Here is a 20012-nt window from a genome sequence, read left to right on the forward strand (position 1 = left end):
GCGCTCACACCATGAGGAGCGCCTTGACCGCGCGCCGTTCGTCCATCGCCCGGTACGCCTCGGCCGCGTCGGCGAGGGGGAGCGTCAGGTCGAAGACCCTTCCGGGGTGGATCTCGCGCCGCCAGATGAGGTCGACGAGTTCGGGGAGGTACGTGCGGACGGGCGCGGGTCCGCCGAAGAGGTGGACCTGGGACATGAAGAGCTCCTCGCCGCTGAGGGCGACGCCGTAGTTGAGGCCGACGAAGCCGACGTGTCCGCCGCCCCGGGTGGAGCGGATCGCCTGCTGCATGGACTCCTGCGTGCCCACGGCCTCGATCACGGAGTGCGCGCCGAGCCCCCCGGTCAGCTCCTTGACGCGGGCCACCCCTTCGTCGCCCCGTTCGCTGACGATGTCCGTCGCGCCGAACTCCAGCGCGAGCTTCTGCCGGGAGGTGTGCCGGCTCATCGCGACGACCCGTTCCGCGCCGAGCCGCCTCGCGGCCAGCACCCCGAGCAGCCCGACCGCGCCGTCCCCGACGACGGCGACCGTCTTACCGGGCCCCGCCTCGGCGGCGACGGCACCGAACCACCCCGTCCCGAGGACGTCGGAGGCGGCGAGCAGGTGCGGGACGAGATCCTCGTCGGGGACGCCCGGCAGTGGTACGAGGGTGCCGTTCGCGTGCGGGATGCGCGCGTACTCCGACTGGGTGCCGACCTGCGCCATGAACACCCGGTCGACGCACGAGGACGGGTACCCGGAGCGGCAGATCGCGCAGACGCCGCAGGAGGCGACGAACGAGCCGATGACGTGCTGGCCGACGGAGACGTTGGTGACCTCGCTCCCGGTCTCCACGACGACGCCGACGTATTCGTGCCCCATCGGCGTGGGGCCGTACAACGCCTCGACCCCCCGGTAGGGCCACAGGTCCGAGCCGCAGACGCAGGCCGCCGTGAGTCTGATGATCGCGTCGGTGGGGGCGAGGATCTGCGGGTCGGGGATCTCTTCCACCCGGACGTCGCCGGGGGCGTGCATGACTGCCGCGCGCATGGGGTCACTCCTGATCGTTTCGGTTGTCGTGCGACCGGCCCGCGCCGATACCGGCGAGCGCGATCGTGGGAAAGAGGGTGAGGACGGCGACGGCGGCGCCGACCGTCGCGGGTCCGACCGCACCGAGCCCCGATCCGAGGCCGATCCCGGCGAGCCAGGACCCGGCGGCGGTGCCGAGGTTGAACGCGGAGACGGTGAGCGCGGAGCCGAGCGTCGGCGCGCGTCCCGCGAAGCGGACGGCCAGCGAGATCAGCACCGGGTTCGCGCCGAGGCCGAAGAACCCGAGGAGGACGATCAGCACGGTCACCGGCACGGCGGAGCCCGACAGCAGCCGGACCGCGAGCAGGATCACGGCGGTGGCACCGGCCGCGACCACGGTCGTCGCGTACGGGCGGACGTCCCCCAGCCGGCCCCCGGCCAGGGACCCCGCCAGCGCGCCGGCGCCGAACCCGACGAGCACCAGCGGGACGAGCGCCGAGTCGATCCCGGCGCCGTCGGTGAGCAGCGGGGCGACGTACGCGTACGTCCCGAGCACGGCGGCGTTCGTCGTCGCGCACGCGGCCAGCGTCAGCCACACCCGCCCGGACCGCAGCGCGCCCAGCTCGGAGCGGACCGACACCCCGCGCTCGCCGGGACCGGCGGCCGGGACGTGCCGGACGATCAGCGCGACGGCGGCCGTCCCCAGCGCCGCGAGCACCCAGAACGGTCCCCGCCACCCGAGGAACTGCCCGGCGAACGCGCCGAGGGGGACGCCGACGACGTTGGCGAGCATCGCCCCGGACCCGACGACCCCCAGCGCACGGGAGCGCGCGGCGGGACCGGCGGCTCGCGCGGCCACCACGTTGGCGACCGACCAGAACGCCCCGGTCGCCAGCGCCGTCACGAACCGCGCCGCGAGCAGCACCCCGAAGCCGGAGCCGGCGGCGACGACGGCGTGGCCCGCCGCGAAGACCGCCAGCGCGAGCGTCAGGGTCAGCCGGTTCGGCAGGCGCAGCGTCAGCATCGCGGTCAGCGGGGCGCCGACGATCATGCCGACCGCGAACACGGTGATCAGCAGGCCGGCGCGGGCCACGCTCACGTCCAGGTCCCCGGCGATCTCCGGGAGGAGACCGGCCACGACGAACTCGGTGGTCCCCATCAGGAAGGTGCCGAGCGCCAGGGCGTGGACGACGGACGGCAGCCGGTCCCGGCCTCGGGCCGGTTCCTCGACGGGAGCCGGCGCGGCTCCGGCTCGTGTGCTCATGGTGCGGTCTCCACAGGTCTTCGCGGGTCTTCGCGGGTCTTCGCGGGTCCGGTGATCTCGGTGCGCGCTCCACGAAACCGCCTCCCCCGCGCCCCCGGGAGCCCGCGTTTATCGGGGGGACAGGCTCAACCCCCCTTCGCGTCGTCGCGGGCCGTAGCGTGGACGGCATGGAGAGCGAGCCCGGCGGCCACGCCCGCAGACACCCCGACAACCGCGCCGACATCCGGGACTTCCTGGCCGCGCGCCGCGCTCAGCTCACCCCCGAGCAGGTCGGCCTCCCGGCCGGCGGCCGGCGCCGGGTGCCGGGGCTGCGCCGGGAGGAGGTCGCCGTGCTGGCCGGGGTGAGCACCGAGTGGTACACGCGCCTGGAGAAGGGGCACATCGGCGGCGTCTCCGAGGACGTCCTCGACGCGGTCGCGCGGACCCTGCGGCTGACCCCGGCCGAGCGGACGTACCTGTTCGACCTGGCCAGGGCCGCGCGGCCGGGCGGTGCGGCGCCGCGTCGCCGCAAGGCCGTCGAGGTCCCGCCGCGCGTGCGGTGGCTGCTGGACTCGGTGACGCTGTCGGCCGCGTTCGTCACCGACGGCCGCCTCGACATGGTGGCCACGAACGCGCTGACCCGCGCCCTCTTCTCCCCGATGTTCGACAGCCCCACCGCCGACGGGCACGGCCGGCCGAACTTCGCCCGCTTCTACTTCCTGGACCGCGCCTCCCGGGAGTTCTTCCCGGACTGGGAGGGCGGGGCCGACGCGACCGTGTCCCTGCTGCGCGCGGAGGCGGGCCGCTGCCCGGACGACCGCGCCCTGCGCGAGCTGGTCGGTGAACTGTCCACCCTCAGCGCCGAGTTCCGCACCCGGTGGGCCGCGCACACCGTACGCATCCACCACGGCGGCGTGAAACACCTCCGGCATCCCGAGGCCGGTGCGCTGGAGCTGACGTATCAGCCGCTGGACCTGCCGTTGTCGGAGCACGAGATACACGCGCTGACGCTCTACACGGCGCGGCCGGGCAGCGCCTCGGAGGAGCGGCTGAAGCTGCTGGCGAGCTGGTCGGCGACGCGAACGGGCGGCTGACGCAAGGGGATTGCGGCGGTACCCCCGACAAACGCGCTCTGCCTCGGCCCCGGCCGGGCGGGTTTCGTGGGTGAGGTCAAGAGCTCGCGAACCCCAAGGAGCAGCAGCCATGACTCCGCAGGCCCGGCCCTGCCGCCCGGCGACACCTCCAACGGCGCCGACAACTGGTACACCAGCGACAAGGTGACCGTCCGGAAGGTCACCTTCAAGAACCAGTACCAGATGACCGTCGTCGGGAACCTGTTCGTCCCGAAGAGCCTGAACCGCCGGACGAAGGCGGCGGCGCTGGTCGTCGGCCACCCCATGGGCGCGGTCAAGGAGCAGAGCGCGAACCTGTACGCCACGAAGATGGCCGACCAGGGCTTCGTCGCCCTCTCCATCGACCTGTCCTTCTGGGGCGAGAGCCACGGCCGCCCCCGCAACGCCGTCGCGCCGGACATCTACGCCGAGGACTTCAGCGCGGCCGTCGGCTTCCTGCGCGCCCAGCGGTTCGTGGACCGGGAGCGGGTCGGCGCGATCGGGATCTGCGGGAGCGGCAGCTTCGTCATCGGCGCGGCGAAGATCGACCCCCGGATCAAGGCCGTCGCGACGGTCAGCATGTACGACATGGGGGCCGCGAACCGCGACGGCCTGAACCACTCGGTGAGCGTCGAGCAGCGCAAGGCGACGCTCGCGCGGGCGGCGCTCCAGCGGGACGTCGAGTTCGCGGGCGGCCGGACCGAGTACACCAGCGGGACGCCGGAGAGGCTCGACGAGAACTCCACGGACGTCGACCGCGAGTTCTTCGGCTCCTACCGCACGGCGCGCGGCCACCACCCGAACACGACCACGCACCCCACGCTGACCAGCAACAGCAAGTTCATGAACTTCTACCCGTTCGAGGACATCGAGACGATCTCCCCGCGCCCGCTGCTCTTCGTCACCGGCGACGTCGCGCACTCCCGTGAGTTCAGCCACGAGGCGTACCGTCGCGCGGCCGAGCCGAAGGAGCTGGTGATCGTGCCGGGCGCCGGGCACGTCGACCTGTACGACCGGGTCGGTCTGATCCCGTTCGACAGGCTGACGTCGTTCTTCCGGACGCACCTGAGGTGACCCGGTGAGGCCCCCTCAGCCGTGGGGCCGGCCCAGGAGGATCGTGGCCCGGTAGAGCGCGGTGGCGGTGGGGCTCGCGGGGAGCGGTGGGAGGGGTGCGCCGGGTACGGCGTAGGAGCGGAGCATGTGGCCGACGAGCCGGCGCCAGGCGTCGGGGGCGGCGCCGGTGGTCGCGGCGACGACTCCGGCGTTGGCCATGAGGAGGAGGACGAGGTCCTCGGGGGTGAAGTCGTCGCGCAGCCGGCCGGCGGCCTTGGCGCGGTCGATCAGGGTGACGAAACCGTCGTACGCCTCGGCGCGGCGGGACTCCAGGGTCTTCGCGGCGGGGAAGGTCATGGTCAGGACGTCGGCGAAGCCCCGGTCGGCGGCCTGCATGGCGCAGACGGCCTCGACGTAGCCGGTGAAGCCCTGCCAGGGGTCGGGGTCGGCGAGGCAGGTGCGGACGGCTTCGGCGTAGGCGTCCATGCGGTCGGCGAAGACCGCTGTGATGAGCGCCTCGCGGGTGGCGAAGCGGCGGAAGAGGGTGGCTTTGCCGACGCCGGCCTCGCGGGCGACGGAGGCCATGGAGACCCTGAGTCCTTCGGTGGCGTAGAGGCGGCGGGCAGCGGCGAGGACGCGGTCGCGGTTGCGTTCGGCGTCGGCGCGCAGTCCCGGGCCTTCCCCGGATTCGACGGAGGGGTCTGCGGATGCGGTCATGCCCCCATCCTAGCGAAGTGGAACAGGCGGACCACTTACGGTGTTACGCTGACGACAGGAAACGGTCCACCCGTTCCACTTATCCCTTCCCGCAGCCCTGACCAGGAAGAAGACCCACCATGCCCACTCTCGCCATCGTCGGCGCCGGCCCCGGCATGGGCCTCGCCATCGCCCGCACCTTCGGCACCCGCGGCTACGACGTCGCCCTCCTCGCCCGCACCCCCGAGAAGCTGGACGCCCTCGTCGCGACACTCGGCGAGGAGGGCGTCACCGCCGCCGCCTTCCCCGCCGACGTCCTCGACCGCGACTCCCTGGCCTCCGCCCTCGACGCCGCCCGCGCCCGCTTCGGCTCCGTCGACGTCCTGGAGTACTCCCCGGCCCCCCACTCCCCCGTCCCCGGCTTCACCACGGCCGCCCCCAGCGAGGTGACCGTCGACAACCTCCAGCCGCAGATCGAGTACACCTTCTACGGCGCCGTCGCCGCGACCCGCGCGGTCCTCCCCGCGATGCGCGCGGCCGGCGCCGGCACGCTGCTGTTCACCAGCGGCGGCGGCTCGGTCGACCCGGTGCCGATGTTCGGCAACGTCAACGCGGCGGGCGGCGCGCTGCGGAACTGGGTGATCAACCTCCACAACGAGCTGGCCGGCAGCGGGATCTTCGCCGCGCACGTCGCGATCGCCACCTGGATCGGCGAGGACGGCCCCGAGGGCTTCCCGTCGGCCACCCCCGAGCAGATCTCCCCGCTGTACTGGGAGCTGCACGAGAAGCGGGACCGCCCGGAGGCGGTCTTCACCGGCTGACCCGCACAAGGCCGGGCGGCGGACGCGACGCCCGGACATGCCGGTTACGCTGCATTCATGTGTCCCCGGCATAGCGCGAGCCCGTGATGGCGGCCTCCGTCCCGACGGGTGCGTCCGGCATCGAGCTGCGGCACCTGAGGGCGTTCACCACAGTGGCCTGGCACCGTTCGTTCACCCGGGCCGCCGAGGAGCTGCTGATCACGCAGCCCGCCCTCAGCCGTACCGTCGCCCAACTGGAGGCGGGCCTCGGGGTGCGCCTCCTCGACCGCTCCTCGCGCGGCGTCGCGCTCACCGGCACCGGCGCCGGGTTCCTCGTGCACGCACAGCGCACGCTGGCCGCGTTCGACGCGGCCGTCGCCGCCGCGCACCACGCGTCCGTCGTCCGGCTGGGCTTCAGCTGGCTGCTGCCCGACCCCTGGGCACAGCGCGCCATCGCCGGTTTCGAGCGCGCCACCGACGCCCGCGTCGAGCTGGTGCGCTGCGACGACCCGCTCGACGCCCTCGACCGCGAGACCGTCGACGTCGCGGTGGTGCGCGGCGGCCGGCCGGTCGGCGCCTCCGCCCGCACGCTGCACCTGTACGACGAGCGGCGCGTCGCCGTCCACGCCCGCACCCTGGCCGGGCCCGACGCCGACGCCGTGCGCTGGCAGGACGCGCACGAGTGGACGCTCGTCGTCAACACCGTCAGCGGCACGACGGGCCCCTGGTGCTGGCCGGACGGGGGCGGGCCCCGGCGGTACGTGGAGACCGCGAACTTCGACGAGTGGCTCGAATCGGTGGCCGCCGGACGCGGGATCGGCATCGTCCCCGAGGTCGCCGAGCGCCGTATCCACCACCCCGCGCTGCGGTTCCTGCCGCTGACCGGAGCGCCGCCGAGTCCGGTCCGCCTGGCCTGCCGCCGGGAGACGGGGACGGCGTCCGCGCTGTCGCGCCGGTTCCTGGAAGCGGCGCTGGACGCGGCTGCGACCTGCGTCCATGCAGGTGAGGCATAGCCCCGGCCGGAGCGGCATTTCCGCACACCGGCCCGGCCTCCCTACGGTCTAGGGCGGAGGGACCTGCCCCCCTCCGCCCGTCCCGACCGAGGAGCGCCCCAGCATGTCGTCCCCGTCCCCGCTGCCCCGTCGCGACGGTTCGGCGATGGTGATCGGCGGCCCCACCACCGTCCTCGACCTCGGCGGGCTGCGGATCGTCTCCGACCCGACGTTCGACGCCCCGGGACCGTACGGCTACCTGACCAAGACCGAGGGTCCGGCGCTCTCCGAGGACCGGCTCGCGGACACCGACCTGGTCCTGGTCAGCCACGACAACCACGCCGACAACCTCGACGACCGGGGCCGCTCCTTCGCCCTGGCCGCCCCGCTGCTCCTCACCACGACGAGCGGCGCGCAGCGCCTCGGCGCCCCGGCGACGGGCCTGGCCCCCTGGGAGACGTACCCGCTCCGGCGCCCGGACGGCGGCGAGCTGACCGTCACCGCCGTACCGGCCGTGCACGGGCCCGAGGACGGTGAGCGGGACGCTCAGGGCGAGGTCAACTGCCAGGTCGTCGGCTTCGTCCTGGCCGGCGCCGGCCTGCCCAGCGTCTACGTCAGCGGCGACAACGCCTCGCTGCGCACGGTCGCCGAGATCGCCCGCCGTGTCCCCCGCCTCGACGCGGCCGTCCTGCACGCCGGCGCCGCCCGTGTCCCGGGCAAGTTCCGGGGACGCGCGCTGAGCCTCGACAGCGTCCGCGCGGCGGCGGCAGCGGCGGTCCTCGGCGTCCCCGTCGTGATCCCGGCGCACTGCACGGGCTGGGCCCACTTCACCGAGGGCCCCGAGGCCGTCGAGCGCGCCTTCGACGACGCGGGCCTCACCTCAGTCCTGGTCACGGCCGCCCACGGCACGTGGCTCCCCCTCACCCCCTGACCCCCACCCGCAAAGGAACCCCGCCATGCCCCTCGTACGCATCGACCTGATCCGCGGCCGTGGACCCGAGAACGTCCGGGCCATCGCCGACGCCGTCCAGCAGTCCCTGATCGACGTCCTGAAGATCCCCGTGCGCGACCGGTTCCAGATCATCACCCAGCACGACGCGGACGAGATCATCGCCGAGGACGCCGGACTCGGCTTCCGGCGCACCCCCGGCGGCACCGTCATCGTCCACATCTTCACGCAGCGCGGACGCTCCGTGGCGGACAAGCAGCACCTCTACAAGACGCTCGCCGCCCGGCTCGCCGAGGCCGGGGTCGCGGGCGAGGACCTGTTCATCAGCTACTTCGAGAACGGGCCCGAGGACTGGTCGTTCGCCGACGGCCGCGCCCAGTACGTCGAGGGCGACCTCCCCGTCCCCGGGCGCTGACCCCGGCGCGGGTCAGGACCGCCAGTAGCCGTTGGCGGCGGCGATCGTCTGGAACTCGATCGCCACCACCTGCGCGGCGGCCACGAGGCTCTCCGGGGTCGTCGAGTAGTTGGGCCGGCCGCCCTTCAGGACGTCCAGGTCGGGCTGGATGTTGTGCACGGTGTGCCGGGCCAGTGTCAGTGCCAGTGCGCGTCCCTCTTCCGGGGAACTCGTGATCAGCGAGTTGCCGGGGACCAGGACCAGACCTTCTTCGGGTACTCGGTTCATGACACCAATGTCGCCTCGCTCCCGGCCCCGGACGACCCCTGACACGCTCCGCGCGGCCGAAGGAGTGACCGGCCCCGCTCCGGCCCCCGCAGCCGATTCGAGCCATACCGCCCGTTTCATGGGGGATGGCCCGCCGAAACGGGTATCGGAGAGGTATGGGTGCTCGTGCGCGGACCCGGGTGCGTGGCTGGCGGTGGCGGAGCAACCCGCTGCGCCGCCCGTCGGACGTCGTCGAGGGATGGACGGCGCTGGCGGTGGCGGTGCTGCTGCTGGTGGCCGCCCCGCTCGCGGGCGTCCTCGCGGGAGTGTGGGCGCAGCGCGAGGGCCGCGGTGTCGCCGCCGAACTGCGGACCGAACGGCGCGAGGTGCGGGCCGAGGTCGTCGGCCGGGTCCCGGACACCCCGGCCTCCGCGAGCGGCCGGGAGCAGTCCTACCGGGTCTCCGTCCGCTGGACCCCGCCGGGAGAGCCGTCCCGTACGACGACGGCTCCCGTCCCGGCCGGCACCCGCTCCGGCGACGTCGTGGCCGTCTGGCTCGACTCCCGGGGACGCGGCGTGCAGCCCCCGCCGAGCGACGCGGTGATCTGGCAGCAGACCCTGTCCGTCGCCCTCTGCGCGGCGGGCGGCACCGCCGGGGCCGCCGCCCTCGGCTACGCGCTCTTCCGCCGTGCGTCGCTGCGGCACCGGCTGGCGGAATGGGAGCGGGACTGGGCGCGCACCGAGCCGCTCTGGACCCGGCGCCGGGCCTGAACCGGCCGCGTGACCTGCGGGAACCGAAAACTTTCGGGCTCTGGTGACCCTCCCCCGCGGCACGTACGGTGATGCCGTCCGGCAACTCCTGCGAAGGCGGTCCCGATGCCCCTGTTCGACCTCACCCTCGAAGAACTCCACGAGTACCGCAGCGACTCCGTGGCACCGGAGGACTTCGACGCGTTCTGGACGAAGACCCTCCAGGAAGCCCGCGAGCACGACCTCGCCCCGCGCTTCGAGCCGGTCGACACCGGACTGACGACGGTCGACGTGTACGACGTGACGTTCGCGGGGTTCGGCGGCCACCCGGTGAAGGCGTGGTTCACCGTCCCGGCGAACGCCACCGCCCCGCTCCCCCTGATCGTGGAGTTCGTCGGCTACGGCGGCGGACGCGGCCTGCCCCACGAGCACCTGCTGTGGGCGTCGGCGGGCCACGCCCACCTGATCATGGACACGCGCGGCCAGGGCAGCGCCTGGGGCGGCGGGGGCGGCACCCCCGACCCGGTGGGCGGCGGTCCGGCGTACCCGGGGTTCATGACGCGCGGCATCGACGCGCCGGAGAACTACTACTACCGGCGGGTGTTCACGGACGGGGTCCGCGCGGTGGAGGCGGCCCGCTCGCACCCCCTCGCGGACGCCTCCCGGACGGTCGTCCTCGGCGGCAGCCAGGGCGGCGGCATCAGCATCGCGGTCGCCGGACTCGTACCGGACCTGGCGGGAGCCGCTCCCGACGTGCCGTTCCTGTGCGACTTCCCGCGCGCCGCGGTCCTCACCGACCGCCACCCCTACCGCGAGATCGGCCTCTTCCTGAAGACGCACCGGGGGCGTAGCGCGGACGTCCAGCGCACACTGGCCTACTTCGACGGCGTCCACTTCGCCACCCGCGCCACCGCTCCCGCCCTGTTCTCGGCGGCCCTGGAGGACCAGACGTGCCCGCCCTCGACGGTCTTCGCCGCGTTCAACGCCTGGCCGCACGACGACAAGCGGATCGAGGTGTACGACTTCAACGACCACGAGGGCGGCGGCCCCTTCCAGGAGGAGACCAAGCTGCGCTGGCTGCGCGCGCTCACGTCACGCTGAGGGACTTCGCCACCTTCACGACCGCGTCGTCCGCGACGGCCGGCGGCGCCCCCGGCGTACCGGCGGCGGTCGCGTACGTCAGCACCCAGGTCCGGGTACCGGCGTCCCACACGGTGAACGTGATCCGCTGCCCGGTCTGCGTCTGGTAGGCGGTCTCCCGGAACGCCCGCGTGCCGAGGCCGGTCACCGTGTCGACCCGTACGCCGCTCATCCCGGCCGGTGCCGGGTCGGCGCGCAGGGAGTGCGCGGCGGCGAGTTCGGCGGCGTAGGCGCGGGTGGCCGGGGTGAGGGAGACGGTCGCGGCGCCGTCGGCGGCGGTGTAGGTGCAGACGTCCGGCGCGGGGCCCTGGTCGGGGGCGACCTGGGAGGTGAGGCGGGCCCCGGTGACGAGGCCGCGGGCGGCGTCGGCGGTCAGGACGGCGCACAGCCGGGACGGGGGCAGCGTCTTCATCTCGGGGGAAGGTCCGGAAGAGGTCGCCGGGGAAGGGGAGCCGACGGCCGAGGACGTCGGGTGGGACGTGGAGTCGCAGGCGGCCAGCAGCGCGCAGGCGAGCACCGCGAGCACACCGGCGGCCTGGGAGGGACGACGCACCATCATGGGACCCGATCCTGTGTGGGGAACATTTCCTGGGGGGGGGGAGGCGCCCCGCCGGCTAGCGGGGCGCCTCGGTGGTCCGGGGTCAGGACCAGACGTGGTACGTCCCGTAGTCGCTGACGGCGATGTTGCTCGTCCAGCTTCCCCAGCGCTCGTTCGGGTACCAGTCGTAGAAGTGCGGCTTGGCGGTCACGTCGGTCGGGCTCGGCAGGCAGGACCTGCCGGTCGAGTGGTAGACACCGACGTAGACGCCCTGCGTCCAGCGGCGCTCGACGACCTGGATCGGCGCCGCGAACTGGCCCGGCCTCATGGTGATCTGCCAGGTGTACGAGGTGGTGGTGGAGCCGCTGCGCTCGTAGTTCGGGGTGATGGAGGCGAGTTCGCTCAGCGCCTTGCTGAAGACGGCCGGGACCTTGAGGCTGAGGCCGACCGAGTACTTCCACCCGGTCGTCTTCGACTTCGACCAGGCGTAGGTGCAGCTGGGTACGTTCCAGGGGCACTGGTACGTGAGGTGGTTGAGGTCGCCTCGCCACACCCAGTCCTGCCAGGTCTTGCGGGCCTGCTGCACGGCCACCGACCGGGTCTGGTGGTCGGTGGACCAGTTGCCGGCGATGTCGGCGTTCGCGGGGGTGGACGAGTTCCCCAGGCACTCCTGGCTGCTCGCCGAGGCGACGCCGGGGGACGCCAGCACCACGAGCGGGGCCAGGCCCAGCGCCATCAGCCCGGCGAGCCTGTTCCTGAGGCCGGCCGTACGGCGTTCGGTCTTCACGCTTGGTTCTCCTCCTGCGTCGTCGGCCCCGTCGGCCGGATCGACCACGAGACTCGCCGCCCGGGAGTTGTCCGGGAACCCGTCCCCAGGGCCGATCAACCTCACGCCCCGGGAATTCATGATCGTTAACCCGCCGGTCATCTCCCGTGCCCCTCACGCCCCGCCGCAGACCCGCCGGTAGGGCGCGTCCGGCGCGTACGTCCGCCACTGGGCCCGGGTCAGCCCCGCTCCCCCGGCCCGCGCGCAGACCCGGCCGACCGCCGTCGCGGGGTCGACGGGGTACCGCTGGAGGGGGACGTGGGCGCTGCTCGCGTACAGGGTCGTGCCGTCGCCGGCGAAGGCGAGGGAGGTGATCTCCTCGCCGGGGGTGGTGACCGGGCCGCCGAGGGGCTGCTGGGTGGCGGTGTCCCAGAGCTGGAGGCCGCCCGTGTCGAGGCCGACGGCGAGGGTGCGGCCGTCGGGGCTGAACGCGAGCGCGCCGACGCCGCCGGGGGTGAGGACGCGCAGGATGCCCACTCGGTGGCGCAGGTTCCCGTCCCACAGCGTGACCCGCCCGGTCCGGTCGCCGACGGCCAGCAGGGAGCCGTCGCGGGTGAAGGCGAGCGCGCCGGTCTCGTCGCCCTGCGCGAGGTCGCGTGGGACGCCCTTCCCGGAGCGGAGGTCCGCGGTCTCGCCGTCCCCGACCAGCGTCCTCTCGTCGGGGCTCACGGCGAGGTGCGTCCCGGTCGCCCCGGTCAGCGCCAGGGTGCGGCGCCGGCGGGTGAGATCCCACACCTCGTCCCGTTCACCGCCCGAGGAGGTGGCGCGGGAGACGTACAGGGCGGACCCGAGAGCGACCCGCAGCACCGGGTCGCCGGGCAGATCGAGGGAGGCCAGGGGGCGTTCGCGGCGGACGTCCCACACGTTCAGCGGCTGTGCCGTCGCCGTCCGCCCGGGTGCCGAGACCCCGTACGCGAGCCGGGTGCCGTCGGGGCTGAACGCGAGCAGCGGGAGGGTGTCGCGCGGGACGACGGGGTCGGGGGAGGCGGGGAGGGGCAGTGGCGGGAGGGTGCGCAGGAGACGGCCGTCGGCGGTGGCGCGCAGTTCGACGGTGTAGCGGTCGCCGGTGCGCCGGGCGACGGCGCCGGTGCGGCCGTCGGGGCTCAGGAGGACGCCGTCGGCGGCGGGGTGCCAGTCGGCGGTGACGGCGGCTCCCGGGTCGACGGTGTGGACGGTGCCGCCCTCCAGGTAGCGCAGGATGGTGCCGTCCCAGGCGAGGCCGCCGTAGAGGTGCTGGTTGTCGAGGGAGGCGCGGAAGACGGGGGCGGTGGTGTCCGTGAGGCGCCACACGCGCAGTTCGTGCTGGTCGGCGGTGGCGAGGAAGGTGCCGTCGGGGCTGAAGGAGGCTTCCTGGGCGCCGGTGTCGGTGATGTCCGCGGTGGCGGTGACGTCCGCGATCCGGCGTCCCGTCACGGTGTCCCAGACGCGGAAGCCGGCCGGGGTCGCGGCGGCCAGCCGTCCGGCGCCGACGGCCACGAACGCGGTGTCGCCGTCGCAGACGCGGTCCTGGGTCCAGGCGCCGGGCAGGGCGCGGCCGGTGGCGGTGTCCCACAGTTGCGGGGTGCCGCCGGAGGGGCAGACGGCCGCCCGCGCGCCGTCCGCGCCGAGCGCGGTGAGCGGCGTGTCCTCGGTCCCGGTCGCGAACAGGACGTGCCCGTCGCCGGCCGCCCGCAGCCGGACCCGGTCCCCCTCGGTGACGAGCACGGCGCTCCCGTCGCGGGTGGAGCGCAGGTCGGAGGCGCCGGTGAGGGGTCCGCCGGCCCAGCGGCCGGTGGCGGTGTTCCACAGGCGTACGCGGCCGGCGTCCCCGGTGACGGCGAGCAGGGGTCCGGCGGCGGTGACCGTGCCGGAGGGGACGCGGCCGGAGGCGAGCGCGCGGTGGCCGGTGACGTCCCAGGTGTGCCAGGTGTGCGCGTCGGCGCCGAGGAGGGTGCGCCCGTCGCCGAGGAGCGCGCGCGGGCCGTCGCCGGGCGCGGGGTCGGTGAAGGTGTCGGTCTCCGGCTGGTCGAGGGAGCCGAGGAGGGCGCGGCGGGTCTCGGGGAGCCGCGCGATGCGCCAGGCGGCGGCGCCGAGGAGGAGCGCGGTGCGCGGGTCCGTGGTGCGCAGGGCGTCGGCCACGTCGGCGACGCGCCGGGCCGCGTCACGGGTCCGCTGCACCTGGTGGTCGGCGTACTGGCGCCACACCACGACCCCGGTCGTCAGCGCGACCACGAGCACGGCGGCCAGCGAGCCGGCCAGGACGCGGTGACGGCGTACGGTCCTGGCGGCGGTCCGGCGTTCACGGGCGCGGACGTCGAGCGCGGCGGTGAGGAAGGACCGCTCGGGGGCGGTGAGCGCGAGGTCCGCCGGGTGGTCAGGGAAGAGTTCCTCGGCACGCGCCAGCCGGGTCCCCCGGTACAGGGTGCCGGGGTCGCGGTCGTGGTCCAGCCAGGTGCGGGCCGCCTCCGCGAGCATCCGGTGGTGCAGGAGCCGTTCGCGGTCCTCCTCGATCCAGCCGCGCAGGCGTGGCCAGCGGGCGACGAGGGCCTGGTGGGCGAGGCGTACGCCGTCCTCGTCGGCGGTCAGCAGGCGTGCGCCGGTGAGGCGTTCCACGACGGCGGGGACGTCGGGGTCGGTGCAGTGGGCGAGTTCGGCGCGGGTGAGGGGCCGGCCGGTGTCCGGCGCTCCCTCGCCGGGGACGACCATCCGCTGGAAGAGGCGGCGGGCGGCGCGGGCCTGTGCCGGGGTGAGGGCCGCGTACACCTCCTCGGCGGCGGTGACGAGCGCGCCGCGCACTCCGCCGACGGCCTCGTGTCCGGCCAGGGTCAGCATGCGGCCCCGGCGGCGGCGCCAGGTCTCCAGGAGGGCGTGGGACAGCAGCGGCAGGCCGCCGGGTTCGTCGGCGGTCTCCTCCAGGAGGCGGGCGGTGAGGGCGCGTTCGACGATGAGCCCCGCGCGCTGCGCCGGCCCGACCATCGCCTCTCTCAGCTCCGGTGCGGTCAGGGGGCCGAGGGTCAGGGTCGCGCCGCGCAGGGTGTCCGGTCCGGCGCAGCGGGCGCGGAAGTCGGCGCGGACGGCGACGACGACGCGCAGGCCGGCCGCCGGGTCGTGGGCGCGCAGGAGGTGGCCGAGGAAGGCGGAACGTTCCTGCGGGTCGTGGCAGAGGGTGAGGACCTCCTCGAACCGGTCGACGATCAGCCACCGTTCCCGGCCGTCCTTCTCGAAGAGCCGGCCGTGTGTCGTGGCGGGTGTCGCCCCCGGTGCGAGCAGCCGCAGCTCCACCGGCCGGCCGCACTCCGCGATCTGCGCGCGCAGCCGGGGTATCAGTCCGGCCCGCAGCAGCGACGTCTTCCCGCTCCCGGACGGCCCGGACAGCACCACGAGCCGGTTCTCCCTGCTCAGTTCCGCGATCTCGTCGAGCGTCCGGTCCCGGCCGAAGAACAGGTGCTCGTCGTCCGGGGCGAACGGGGCGAGCCCCCGATACGGCACCCACGCCTCGCCGGGAGCCCGGTTCACCTCCCGCTCGGCGTCCGTCCAGCGCCGCTCCCAGTCGGCCGGATCACCCCCGCACGCGAGGACGTAGCCCCGGACGACGGCCCGCGTGGGCAGCCGCTCCCCCGCCGCGGCCTGCGCGAGCGTGCTCGTCGAGAACCCCGCCGCCTTCGCCATCGTCCGGTACGACGGGTTCCCCGCCTCCCGCCGCAGCGTCCGCAGCTCGTGCGCGAGCCGCTGGACGGGGCCGTCCTGCGGGTCCAGCGGCCTTTCGGGACGACCCATGCGCCCATACCTCCCCATGACCCAACAAAGCGGTACGACGATACGAGAGGGGCGGGAGCCGTCGCGTGATGCCGGGGTGACCAACAGGTGACGGCGTCCCGGCGGACCGCTCCGGGGCACGGAGTCGGCGTCCCCTTCCGGACCGCTCCCGCCTCTTCCCCTCCGTCCGACCGGTCGGTACGTTCTGGGGCCGGGGGTATTCGATCACCGACGGAGGACATATGACCGAGGTGCACGGCCACTGCGACGAGCGATTCGCCGGGGTCCGGGCGGCGTTCGAGGCGAACTTCCGGGACCGGGACGAACTCGGCGCCGCCGTCGCGGTGTTCGTGGACGGCCGCCCGGTCGCCGACCTGTGGGGCGGCTGGGCCGACCGCGCCCGCACCCGCCCCTGGGAGCGGGACACAGTCGTCAACGTCTGGTCCACGACCAAGGGCGTGACCTCGCTCTGCGCCCACCTCCTCGCCGACCGCGGGCTCCTCGACCTCGACGCCGAAGTCGCCCGCTACTGGCCCGAGTTCGCCGCGAACGGCAAGGAACACGTCCTCGTCCGGCACCTGTTGTCGCACCGCTCGGGACTCGCCGGACTGCGCGACCCGCTGAGCGAGGCGCAGCTCTACGACTGGGAGTCGACCGTCTCACGGCTCGCGGCGGCCGAACCGCTGTGGGAGCCGGGCAGCGTCTCCGGCTATCACGCCCTGCTGTTCGGGCACTTGATCGGCGAGGTGATCCGCCGTATCACCGGACTGCTCCCGAGCGCCTTCCTGGAACAGGAGATCACCGGCCCGCTCGGCATCGACTTCACGATCGGGCTGCCCGAGAAGGAGTACGGGCGCGCCGCCGAGCTCATCTCGCCGCCCGCCATGACCAGCACCCAACAGGCCGCGCTGCTGGCCGCGTTGACCCCGGTCTCCGTCGCCGCGCTCGCCAACCCGCCGCTGGGCGCGCCCGCGGCCAACTCCCCCGCGTGGCGGGCCGCCGAGATCCCGGCGGCAGGCGGCCACGGCACCGCGCGGGCCGTCGGGGAGCTGTACGGGCTGCTCGCCGGGCAGCGGGGGCTGCTGTCGCCCGAGGCGGTCGAGCGGGTCCGGGAGGGTCAGGGGAGCTGCCGTGACCTGGTGCTGGGGGCGCAGCTCGGGCGGGACACCGAGATCGGGCTCGGGGTGTGGCTGAGCGGGGAACACGGGTCGTACGGGCCCGATCCGCGGGCGTTCGGGCACGACGGGTTCGGCGGTTCGTGCGGGCTCGCGGACCCGGACGCGGGGGTGTCCCTGGGGTACGTGATGAACCGCATGGGTCCCCATATCGCCGACGATCCACGGAAGTCGGCGTTGGTCGACGCCGTCTACGCCGCCTTGTGACCGACGACCAGACGCGCGCGGGGGCTGCCGTCGTCCCGGGTGCCGAACTCCGGCAGCGCCCGCAGGCCGACCCGGAACCCCGCGTCCGTCAACTCCCGCCGTACGTCGCCGAGTCGGAAGGTCCGGTAGTACATCACGAACGGCGGTCGCCACAGGGCGTTGCGCACCCGCATGACCCCGTCGAAGCCGAGGAGCGCCCAGTAGGCGGGCGTCGACGCCTTCGGCGGGGCGCCGACGGGGAACGCGAAGGTGCCGCCGGGGCGCAGGGCGGTGTGCACCTGGCGGAAGAGGCCCGGGAGTTCGGCGGGCAGGAAGTGCCCGAACGCGCCGAAGCTGACGACGAGGTCGAACGCGGAGACGAACGGCAGCGCGCGGGCGTCGGCCCGCACCAGCCGGGCTCCAGGGCGGGAGGCCCACTCCGGTCGGGCCGCCTGCCCGGACGCCCGCTCCAGCATCCCGGCGCTGAAGTCGACGCCGGTCACCCGCTCGCACACCTCCCCGAGCACACCGAGCCCCGCCCCCGTCCCGCAGCACAGGTCGAGCCCGTCACCGAACGGCCCCATATCCTTGAGTGCCCCCGCGGTCGCGTCGAGCACGGAGTCGGGCGTACGGAACGGCGTGTGGTCGAACTTCGGGGCGAGGAGGTCGTATCCGTGCTCGACGGACGACATCGCCTGGACGGCGAGCTCACGCAGACGGGGACCTTCGGGGCTGAACACCCGGCCCAGCCTAACCACTCCTGAGGAAGAGGTGATCCGATGCGCGCGTTCCGCGAAGCCGTCGAAGCCGGAGACATGGAAGCCGCCATCGCCCTGCTGGCGGACGACATCGTCTTCAACAGCCCCGTCGTCCACAAGCCCTACCAGGGTCGAGCCATCACCGCCGCGATCCTGCGCGCCGTCGCCCAGGTCTTCCAGGACCTCCGCTACGAACGCGAGTTGAACGACGGCACCGACCACGCCCTCGTCTTCACGGCCCACATCGGCGACCGCGACCTGACGGGCTGCGACCTGATCCACGTCAACGAGAACGGCCTGATCGACGAACTGACCGTCATGGTCCGCCCGTTGTCCGCGGCCCAGGCCCTCCAGGCCGCGATGGCGGCCCGCTTCGAGGAGATCGCGGCGGACGCGGCGGGCTGAGCGTGGGCACCGGCACCCCTGACACCCGCCTGATCGTCCTGCGCGGCAACTCCGCCTCCGGCAAGTCCTCCGTCGCGGCGGGTGTCCGGGAGCGGTTCGGGCGGGGGCTCGCGCTCGTCACCCAGGACAACCTGCGCCGGGTGGTCCTGCGTGAACACGACCGGCCGGGCGCGGCGAACGTGGGGCTGATCGACATGGTCGCCCGGTACGCGCTGGACGCCGGGTTCCATGTCGTCGTCGAGGGCATTCTGTACGCCGCGCACTACGGCGAGATGCTCGCCGGGCTCGTCGCGGACCACCGGGGGACGACGCGCTGCTACTACCTCGACGTGCCGTTCGAGGAGACGCTGCGGCGGCATGCGACGAAGCCGCCGATGCCGGGGGTCGGGGAGGCTCGACTGCGGGAGTGGTACCGGGAGCGGGACCTGCTCGCGGGCGGGATCGAGACGGTCGTGCCCGCGGACAGTGGGCTGGGGGAGACCGTGGAGCGGGTCGTGCGGGAGAGCGGGCTCGGTGGGGCCGGGGAATGTTCGGGGTCGATTCGGGGTTGACAGACCCGGGTACCCCCAGTGGTACATTGCGGAGAGCACTTGTGTACGCCCCGTCGTGGGCGCCGGTGCGGTTCCCTTTCTTTCTTCTTCGCCCCGTGGAACCGGGGTGTCTCTCAGCCGCCGGAAGCGTGTGTCGGCTTCCGAATCTCGCGGCGTTCTCCCTTCCCCACGCATGCCATATGCCTGTCCGTCCGCGAAAGGACCGACCCTCATGACCACCACACTCGAACACCCCCAGATCCAGCAGCAGCCCCCGGCCCGGCTCGTGGCCGGCGTCCTCGACGTCGACGGCGGCGGGAAGGGGTACCTGCGGGGCCCCGGTCTCCTGCCGGAGGCGGAGGACACGCAGGTCCCGGCGGCGCTGATCCGCCGTCACGGCCTGCGCAAGGGCGACCTCGTGGAGGGCCTGCGCGACCGGCGCGGGCTGACCGAGGTCAGCGGCGTCGACGGCCGTACGCCCGAGCAGGCGCGCGGCCGGCGCAGGTTCGCCGAGCTGACGCCGCTGCACCCCAGCGAGCGGCTCCGCCTCGAACACCCCGCGTCGGGCCTCGCGGGCCGGGTCACCGACCTGTTCGCGCCCGTCGGCAAGGGCCAGCGGGGCCTGCTCGTCGCCCCGCCCAAGACCGGCAAGACGGTCCTGCTCCAGCAGCTCGCGGCGGCCGTCGCGGGCAACCACCCGGAGGCCCGCCTGATGGTCCTCCTCCTCGACGAACGCCCCGAGGAGGTCACCGACATGCGGCGCTCGGTGCGCGGCGAGGTGTACGCCTCGACGTTCGACCGGGCGGCCAAACAGCACACCGCCCTCGCCGAACTCGTCGTGGAACGCGCGAAGCGGCTCGTCGAGGCCGGCGAGGACGTCGTGATCCTCCTGGACTCCCTGACCCGGCTGTGCCGGGCCCACAACAACGCCGCCCCGAGCAACGGCCGCACGCTCAGCGGCGGCGTCGACGCGGGCGCCCTGCTCGGCCCGAAGCGGTTCTTCGGCGCCGCCCGTGCCGTCGAGGAGGGCGGCTCGCTGACGATCCTGGCGACCGCCCTGGTCGAGACGGGCTCGCGGGCCGACGACTACTACTTCGAGGAGCTGAAGAGCACCGGCAACATGGAGCTGCGCCTCGACCGCGAACCGGCCTCCCGGCGCCTGTTCCCCGCCGTCGACCTCTACACCTCCGGCACCCGCCGCGAGGAACTCCTCCTCACCCCGGCCGAGTTGGCCGCCACCCACGGCCTGCGCCGGGCCCTCGCCTCCCGGGACACCAGCAGCGGGCTGGAGACGCTCCTCGACCGGATGCGCAAGACACCGGACAACGCGACGTTCCTGCGCCAGGTGCAGCCGACGCTCCCGGGGGCGTGAGAACGGCCCGCGAGGACGGGGGCGTCGCAGGGCGGCCGGCGAGCGGGCGCCCGTACGGCATCCGGGTACTCACCGGCCCCCGATCG

The 20012-nt window shown here is 74.1% G+C and carries 20 protein-coding genes; 12 read left to right on the top strand and 8 right to left on the bottom strand.

Annotation, left to right across the window (positions count from 1 at the left end):
- Positions 1-4 precede the first annotated feature (4 nt).
- Both ABZX85_RS12480 and ABZX85_RS12485 read right to left on the bottom strand, forming a co-directional pair.
- The gene (locus ABZX85_RS12480) at positions 5-1027 is read right to left on the bottom strand and encodes a zinc-dependent alcohol dehydrogenase family protein (RefSeq protein WP_355865766.1); all 1023 of its coding nucleotides are present in this window, start codon (positions 1025-1027) and stop codon (positions 5-7) included.
- Positions 1028-1031: 4 nt separating this feature from the next.
- Positions 1032-2270 carry an MFS transporter gene (locus tag ABZX85_RS12485; protein ID WP_355865769.1) on the bottom strand — a complete coding sequence of 413 codons (1239 nt, stop codon included), beginning with the start codon at positions 2268-2270 and terminating at the stop codon, positions 1032-1034.
- Between the two features lie 167 nt (positions 2271-2437).
- Between ABZX85_RS12485 and ABZX85_RS12490 the strand changes: the two genes are divergently transcribed.
- Both ABZX85_RS12490 and ABZX85_RS12495 read left to right on the top strand, forming a co-directional pair.
- A complete protein-coding gene (locus tag ABZX85_RS12490; protein ID WP_355865772.1) occupies positions 2438-3343 on the top strand; it encodes a helix-turn-helix transcriptional regulator in 906 nt (301 codons plus the stop codon).
- Positions 3344-3409: 66 nt separating this feature from the next.
- Entirely contained in the window at positions 3410-4435 is a 1026-nt protein-coding gene (locus ABZX85_RS12495; RefSeq protein ID WP_355865774.1) for an alpha/beta hydrolase, read from the top strand.
- 15 nt (positions 4436-4450) lie between these two features.
- Here ABZX85_RS12495 and ABZX85_RS12500 read toward each other — a convergent pair whose 3' ends face one another.
- Positions 4451-5131, bottom strand: a complete 681-nt coding sequence (locus tag ABZX85_RS12500) for a helix-turn-helix domain-containing protein (protein WP_355865777.1) — start codon at positions 5129-5131, stop codon at positions 4451-4453.
- A 119-nt stretch (positions 5132-5250) separates the two neighbouring features.
- Between ABZX85_RS12500 and ABZX85_RS12505 the strand changes: the two genes are divergently transcribed.
- From ABZX85_RS12505 to ABZX85_RS12520, 4 genes are all read left to right on the top strand, one after another.
- Entirely contained in the window at positions 5251-5931 is a 681-nt protein-coding gene (locus ABZX85_RS12505; RefSeq protein ID WP_355865780.1) for an SDR family NAD(P)-dependent oxidoreductase, read from the top strand.
- Positions 5932-6017: 86 nt separating this feature from the next.
- On the top strand, positions 6018-6923 hold the full coding sequence (locus ABZX85_RS12510) for a LysR family transcriptional regulator (RefSeq protein ID WP_355865783.1): 906 nt from the start codon (positions 6018-6020) through the stop codon (positions 6921-6923).
- Positions 6924-7026: 103 nt separating this feature from the next.
- Positions 7027-7833, top strand: coding sequence for an MBL fold metallo-hydrolase (locus ABZX85_RS12515; protein WP_355865786.1), 807 nt, complete (start codon positions 7027-7029; stop codon positions 7831-7833).
- Positions 7834-7858: 25 nt separating this feature from the next.
- Complete coding sequence (locus ABZX85_RS12520; protein ID WP_355865788.1) at positions 7859-8266, top strand: tautomerase family protein; 408 nt, start codon at positions 7859-7861, stop codon at positions 8264-8266.
- Between the two features lie 12 nt (positions 8267-8278).
- Here the strand turns inward: ABZX85_RS12520 and ABZX85_RS12525 are convergent, their stop codons facing one another.
- A complete protein-coding gene (locus ABZX85_RS12525) occupies positions 8279-8533 on the bottom strand; it encodes a hexameric tyrosine-coordinated heme protein (protein WP_355865791.1) in 255 nt (84 codons plus the stop codon).
- A gap of 155 nt (positions 8534-8688) precedes the next feature.
- On the opposite strand from ABZX85_RS12525, the gene ABZX85_RS12530 reads away from it, so the two are divergent.
- Positions 8689-9282 carry a DUF3592 domain-containing protein gene (locus ABZX85_RS12530; protein WP_355865794.1) on the top strand — a complete coding sequence of 198 codons (594 nt, stop codon included), beginning with the start codon at positions 8689-8691 and terminating at the stop codon, positions 9280-9282.
- 105 nt (positions 9283-9387) lie between these two features.
- Complete coding sequence (locus ABZX85_RS12535) at positions 9388-10362, top strand: acetylxylan esterase (protein WP_355865797.1); 975 nt, start codon at positions 9388-9390, stop codon at positions 10360-10362.
- Here ABZX85_RS12535 and ABZX85_RS12540 read toward each other — a convergent pair.
- The 3 genes from ABZX85_RS12540 to ABZX85_RS12550 all read right to left on the bottom strand — a co-directional run bounded on the left by ABZX85_RS12540 (position 10349) and on the right by ABZX85_RS12550 (position 15521).
- Complete coding sequence (locus ABZX85_RS12540) at positions 10349-10960, bottom strand: hypothetical protein (protein ID WP_355865799.1); 612 nt, start codon at positions 10958-10960, stop codon at positions 10349-10351. The genes ABZX85_RS12535 and ABZX85_RS12540 overlap by 14 nt on opposite strands.
- Before the next feature lie 82 nt (positions 10961-11042).
- Complete coding sequence (locus ABZX85_RS12545) at positions 11043-11726, bottom strand: hypothetical protein (RefSeq protein WP_355865802.1); 684 nt, start codon at positions 11724-11726, stop codon at positions 11043-11045.
- A gap of 153 nt (positions 11727-11879) precedes the next feature.
- Positions 11880-15521, bottom strand: coding sequence for a hypothetical protein (locus ABZX85_RS12550; RefSeq protein WP_355865805.1), 3642 nt, complete (start codon positions 15519-15521; stop codon positions 11880-11882).
- A 221-nt stretch (positions 15522-15742) separates the two neighbouring features.
- Here ABZX85_RS12550 and ABZX85_RS12555 point away from each other — a divergent pair, with 221 nt between their 5' ends.
- Positions 15743-16882 carry a serine hydrolase domain-containing protein gene (locus ABZX85_RS12555; RefSeq protein WP_355865807.1) on the top strand — a complete coding sequence of 380 codons (1140 nt, stop codon included), beginning with the start codon at positions 15743-15745 and terminating at the stop codon, positions 16880-16882.
- Here the strand turns inward: ABZX85_RS12555 and ABZX85_RS12560 are convergent.
- Positions 16867-17601 carry a class I SAM-dependent methyltransferase gene (locus ABZX85_RS12560; protein WP_355865810.1) on the bottom strand — a complete coding sequence of 245 codons (735 nt, stop codon included), beginning with the start codon at positions 17599-17601 and terminating at the stop codon, positions 16867-16869. The two genes, ABZX85_RS12555 and ABZX85_RS12560, sit on opposite strands and share 16 nt — an antisense overlap.
- A 39-nt stretch (positions 17602-17640) precedes the next feature.
- Here ABZX85_RS12560 and ABZX85_RS12565 point away from each other — a divergent pair, with 39 nt between their 5' ends.
- From ABZX85_RS12565 to rho, 3 genes are all read left to right on the top strand, one after another.
- A complete protein-coding gene (locus ABZX85_RS12565) occupies positions 17641-18024 on the top strand; it encodes a nuclear transport factor 2 family protein (protein ID WP_355865813.1) in 384 nt (127 codons plus the stop codon).
- A gap of 2 nt (positions 18025-18026) precedes the next feature.
- Positions 18027-18575 carry an AAA family ATPase gene (locus ABZX85_RS12570; RefSeq protein WP_355865816.1) on the top strand — a complete coding sequence of 183 codons (549 nt, stop codon included), beginning with the start codon at positions 18027-18029 and terminating at the stop codon, positions 18573-18575.
- Positions 18576-18747: 172 nt separating this feature from the next.
- On the top strand, positions 18748-19926 hold the full coding sequence (gene rho, locus ABZX85_RS12575; protein ID WP_355865819.1) for a transcription termination factor Rho: 1179 nt from the start codon (positions 18748-18750) through the stop codon (positions 19924-19926).
- Positions 19927-20012: the final 86 nt, after the last annotated feature.

Origin of the sequence: Streptomyces sp. NPDC004539 (genome assembly GCF_040610055.1) — a bacterium.
GTDB lineage: Bacteria > Actinomycetota > Actinomycetes > Streptomycetales > Streptomycetaceae > Streptomyces.

Excerpts from the sequence above, each read along its gene's own strand:
- ABZX85_RS12480 (WP_355865766.1), bottom strand. The coding sequence starts at position 1,027 with ATGCGCGCGGCAGTCATGCACGCCCCCGGCGACGTCCGGGTGGAAGAG.
- ABZX85_RS12485 (WP_355865769.1), bottom strand. The coding sequence starts at position 2,270 with ATGAGCACACGAGCCGGAGCCGCGCCGGCTCCCGTCGAGGAACCGGCC.
- ABZX85_RS12490 (WP_355865772.1), top strand. The coding sequence starts at position 2,438 with ATGGAGAGCGAGCCCGGCGGCCACGCCCGCAGACACCCCGACAACCGC.
- ABZX85_RS12500 (WP_355865777.1), bottom strand. The coding sequence starts at position 5,131 with ATGACCGCATCCGCAGACCCCTCCGTCGAATCCGGGGAAGGCCCGGGA.
- ABZX85_RS12505 (WP_355865780.1), top strand. The coding sequence starts at position 5,251 with ATGCCCACTCTCGCCATCGTCGGCGCCGGCCCCGGCATGGGCCTCGCC.
- ABZX85_RS12510 (WP_355865783.1), top strand. The coding sequence starts at position 6,018 with ATGGCGGCCTCCGTCCCGACGGGTGCGTCCGGCATCGAGCTGCGGCAC.
- ABZX85_RS12515 (WP_355865786.1), top strand. The coding sequence starts at position 7,027 with ATGTCGTCCCCGTCCCCGCTGCCCCGTCGCGACGGTTCGGCGATGGTG.
- ABZX85_RS12520 (WP_355865788.1), top strand. The coding sequence starts at position 7,859 with ATGCCCCTCGTACGCATCGACCTGATCCGCGGCCGTGGACCCGAGAAC.
- ABZX85_RS12525 (WP_355865791.1), bottom strand. The coding sequence starts at position 8,533 with ATGAACCGAGTACCCGAAGAAGGTCTGGTCCTGGTCCCCGGCAACTCG.
- ABZX85_RS12530 (WP_355865794.1), top strand. The coding sequence starts at position 8,689 with ATGGGTGCTCGTGCGCGGACCCGGGTGCGTGGCTGGCGGTGGCGGAGC.
- ABZX85_RS12535 (WP_355865797.1), top strand. The coding sequence starts at position 9,388 with ATGCCCCTGTTCGACCTCACCCTCGAAGAACTCCACGAGTACCGCAGC.
- ABZX85_RS12540 (WP_355865799.1), bottom strand. The coding sequence starts at position 10,960 with ATGATGGTGCGTCGTCCCTCCCAGGCCGCCGGTGTGCTCGCGGTGCTC.
- ABZX85_RS12550 (WP_355865805.1), bottom strand. The coding sequence starts at position 15,521 with ATGGGTCGTCCCGAAAGGCCGCTGGACCCGCAGGACGGCCCCGTCCAG.
- ABZX85_RS12555 (WP_355865807.1), top strand. The coding sequence starts at position 15,743 with ATGACCGAGGTGCACGGCCACTGCGACGAGCGATTCGCCGGGGTCCGG.
- ABZX85_RS12565 (WP_355865813.1), top strand. The coding sequence starts at position 17,641 with ATGCGCGCGTTCCGCGAAGCCGTCGAAGCCGGAGACATGGAAGCCGCC.
- rho (WP_355865819.1), top strand. The coding sequence starts at position 18,748 with ATGCCATATGCCTGTCCGTCCGCGAAAGGACCGACCCTCATGACCACC.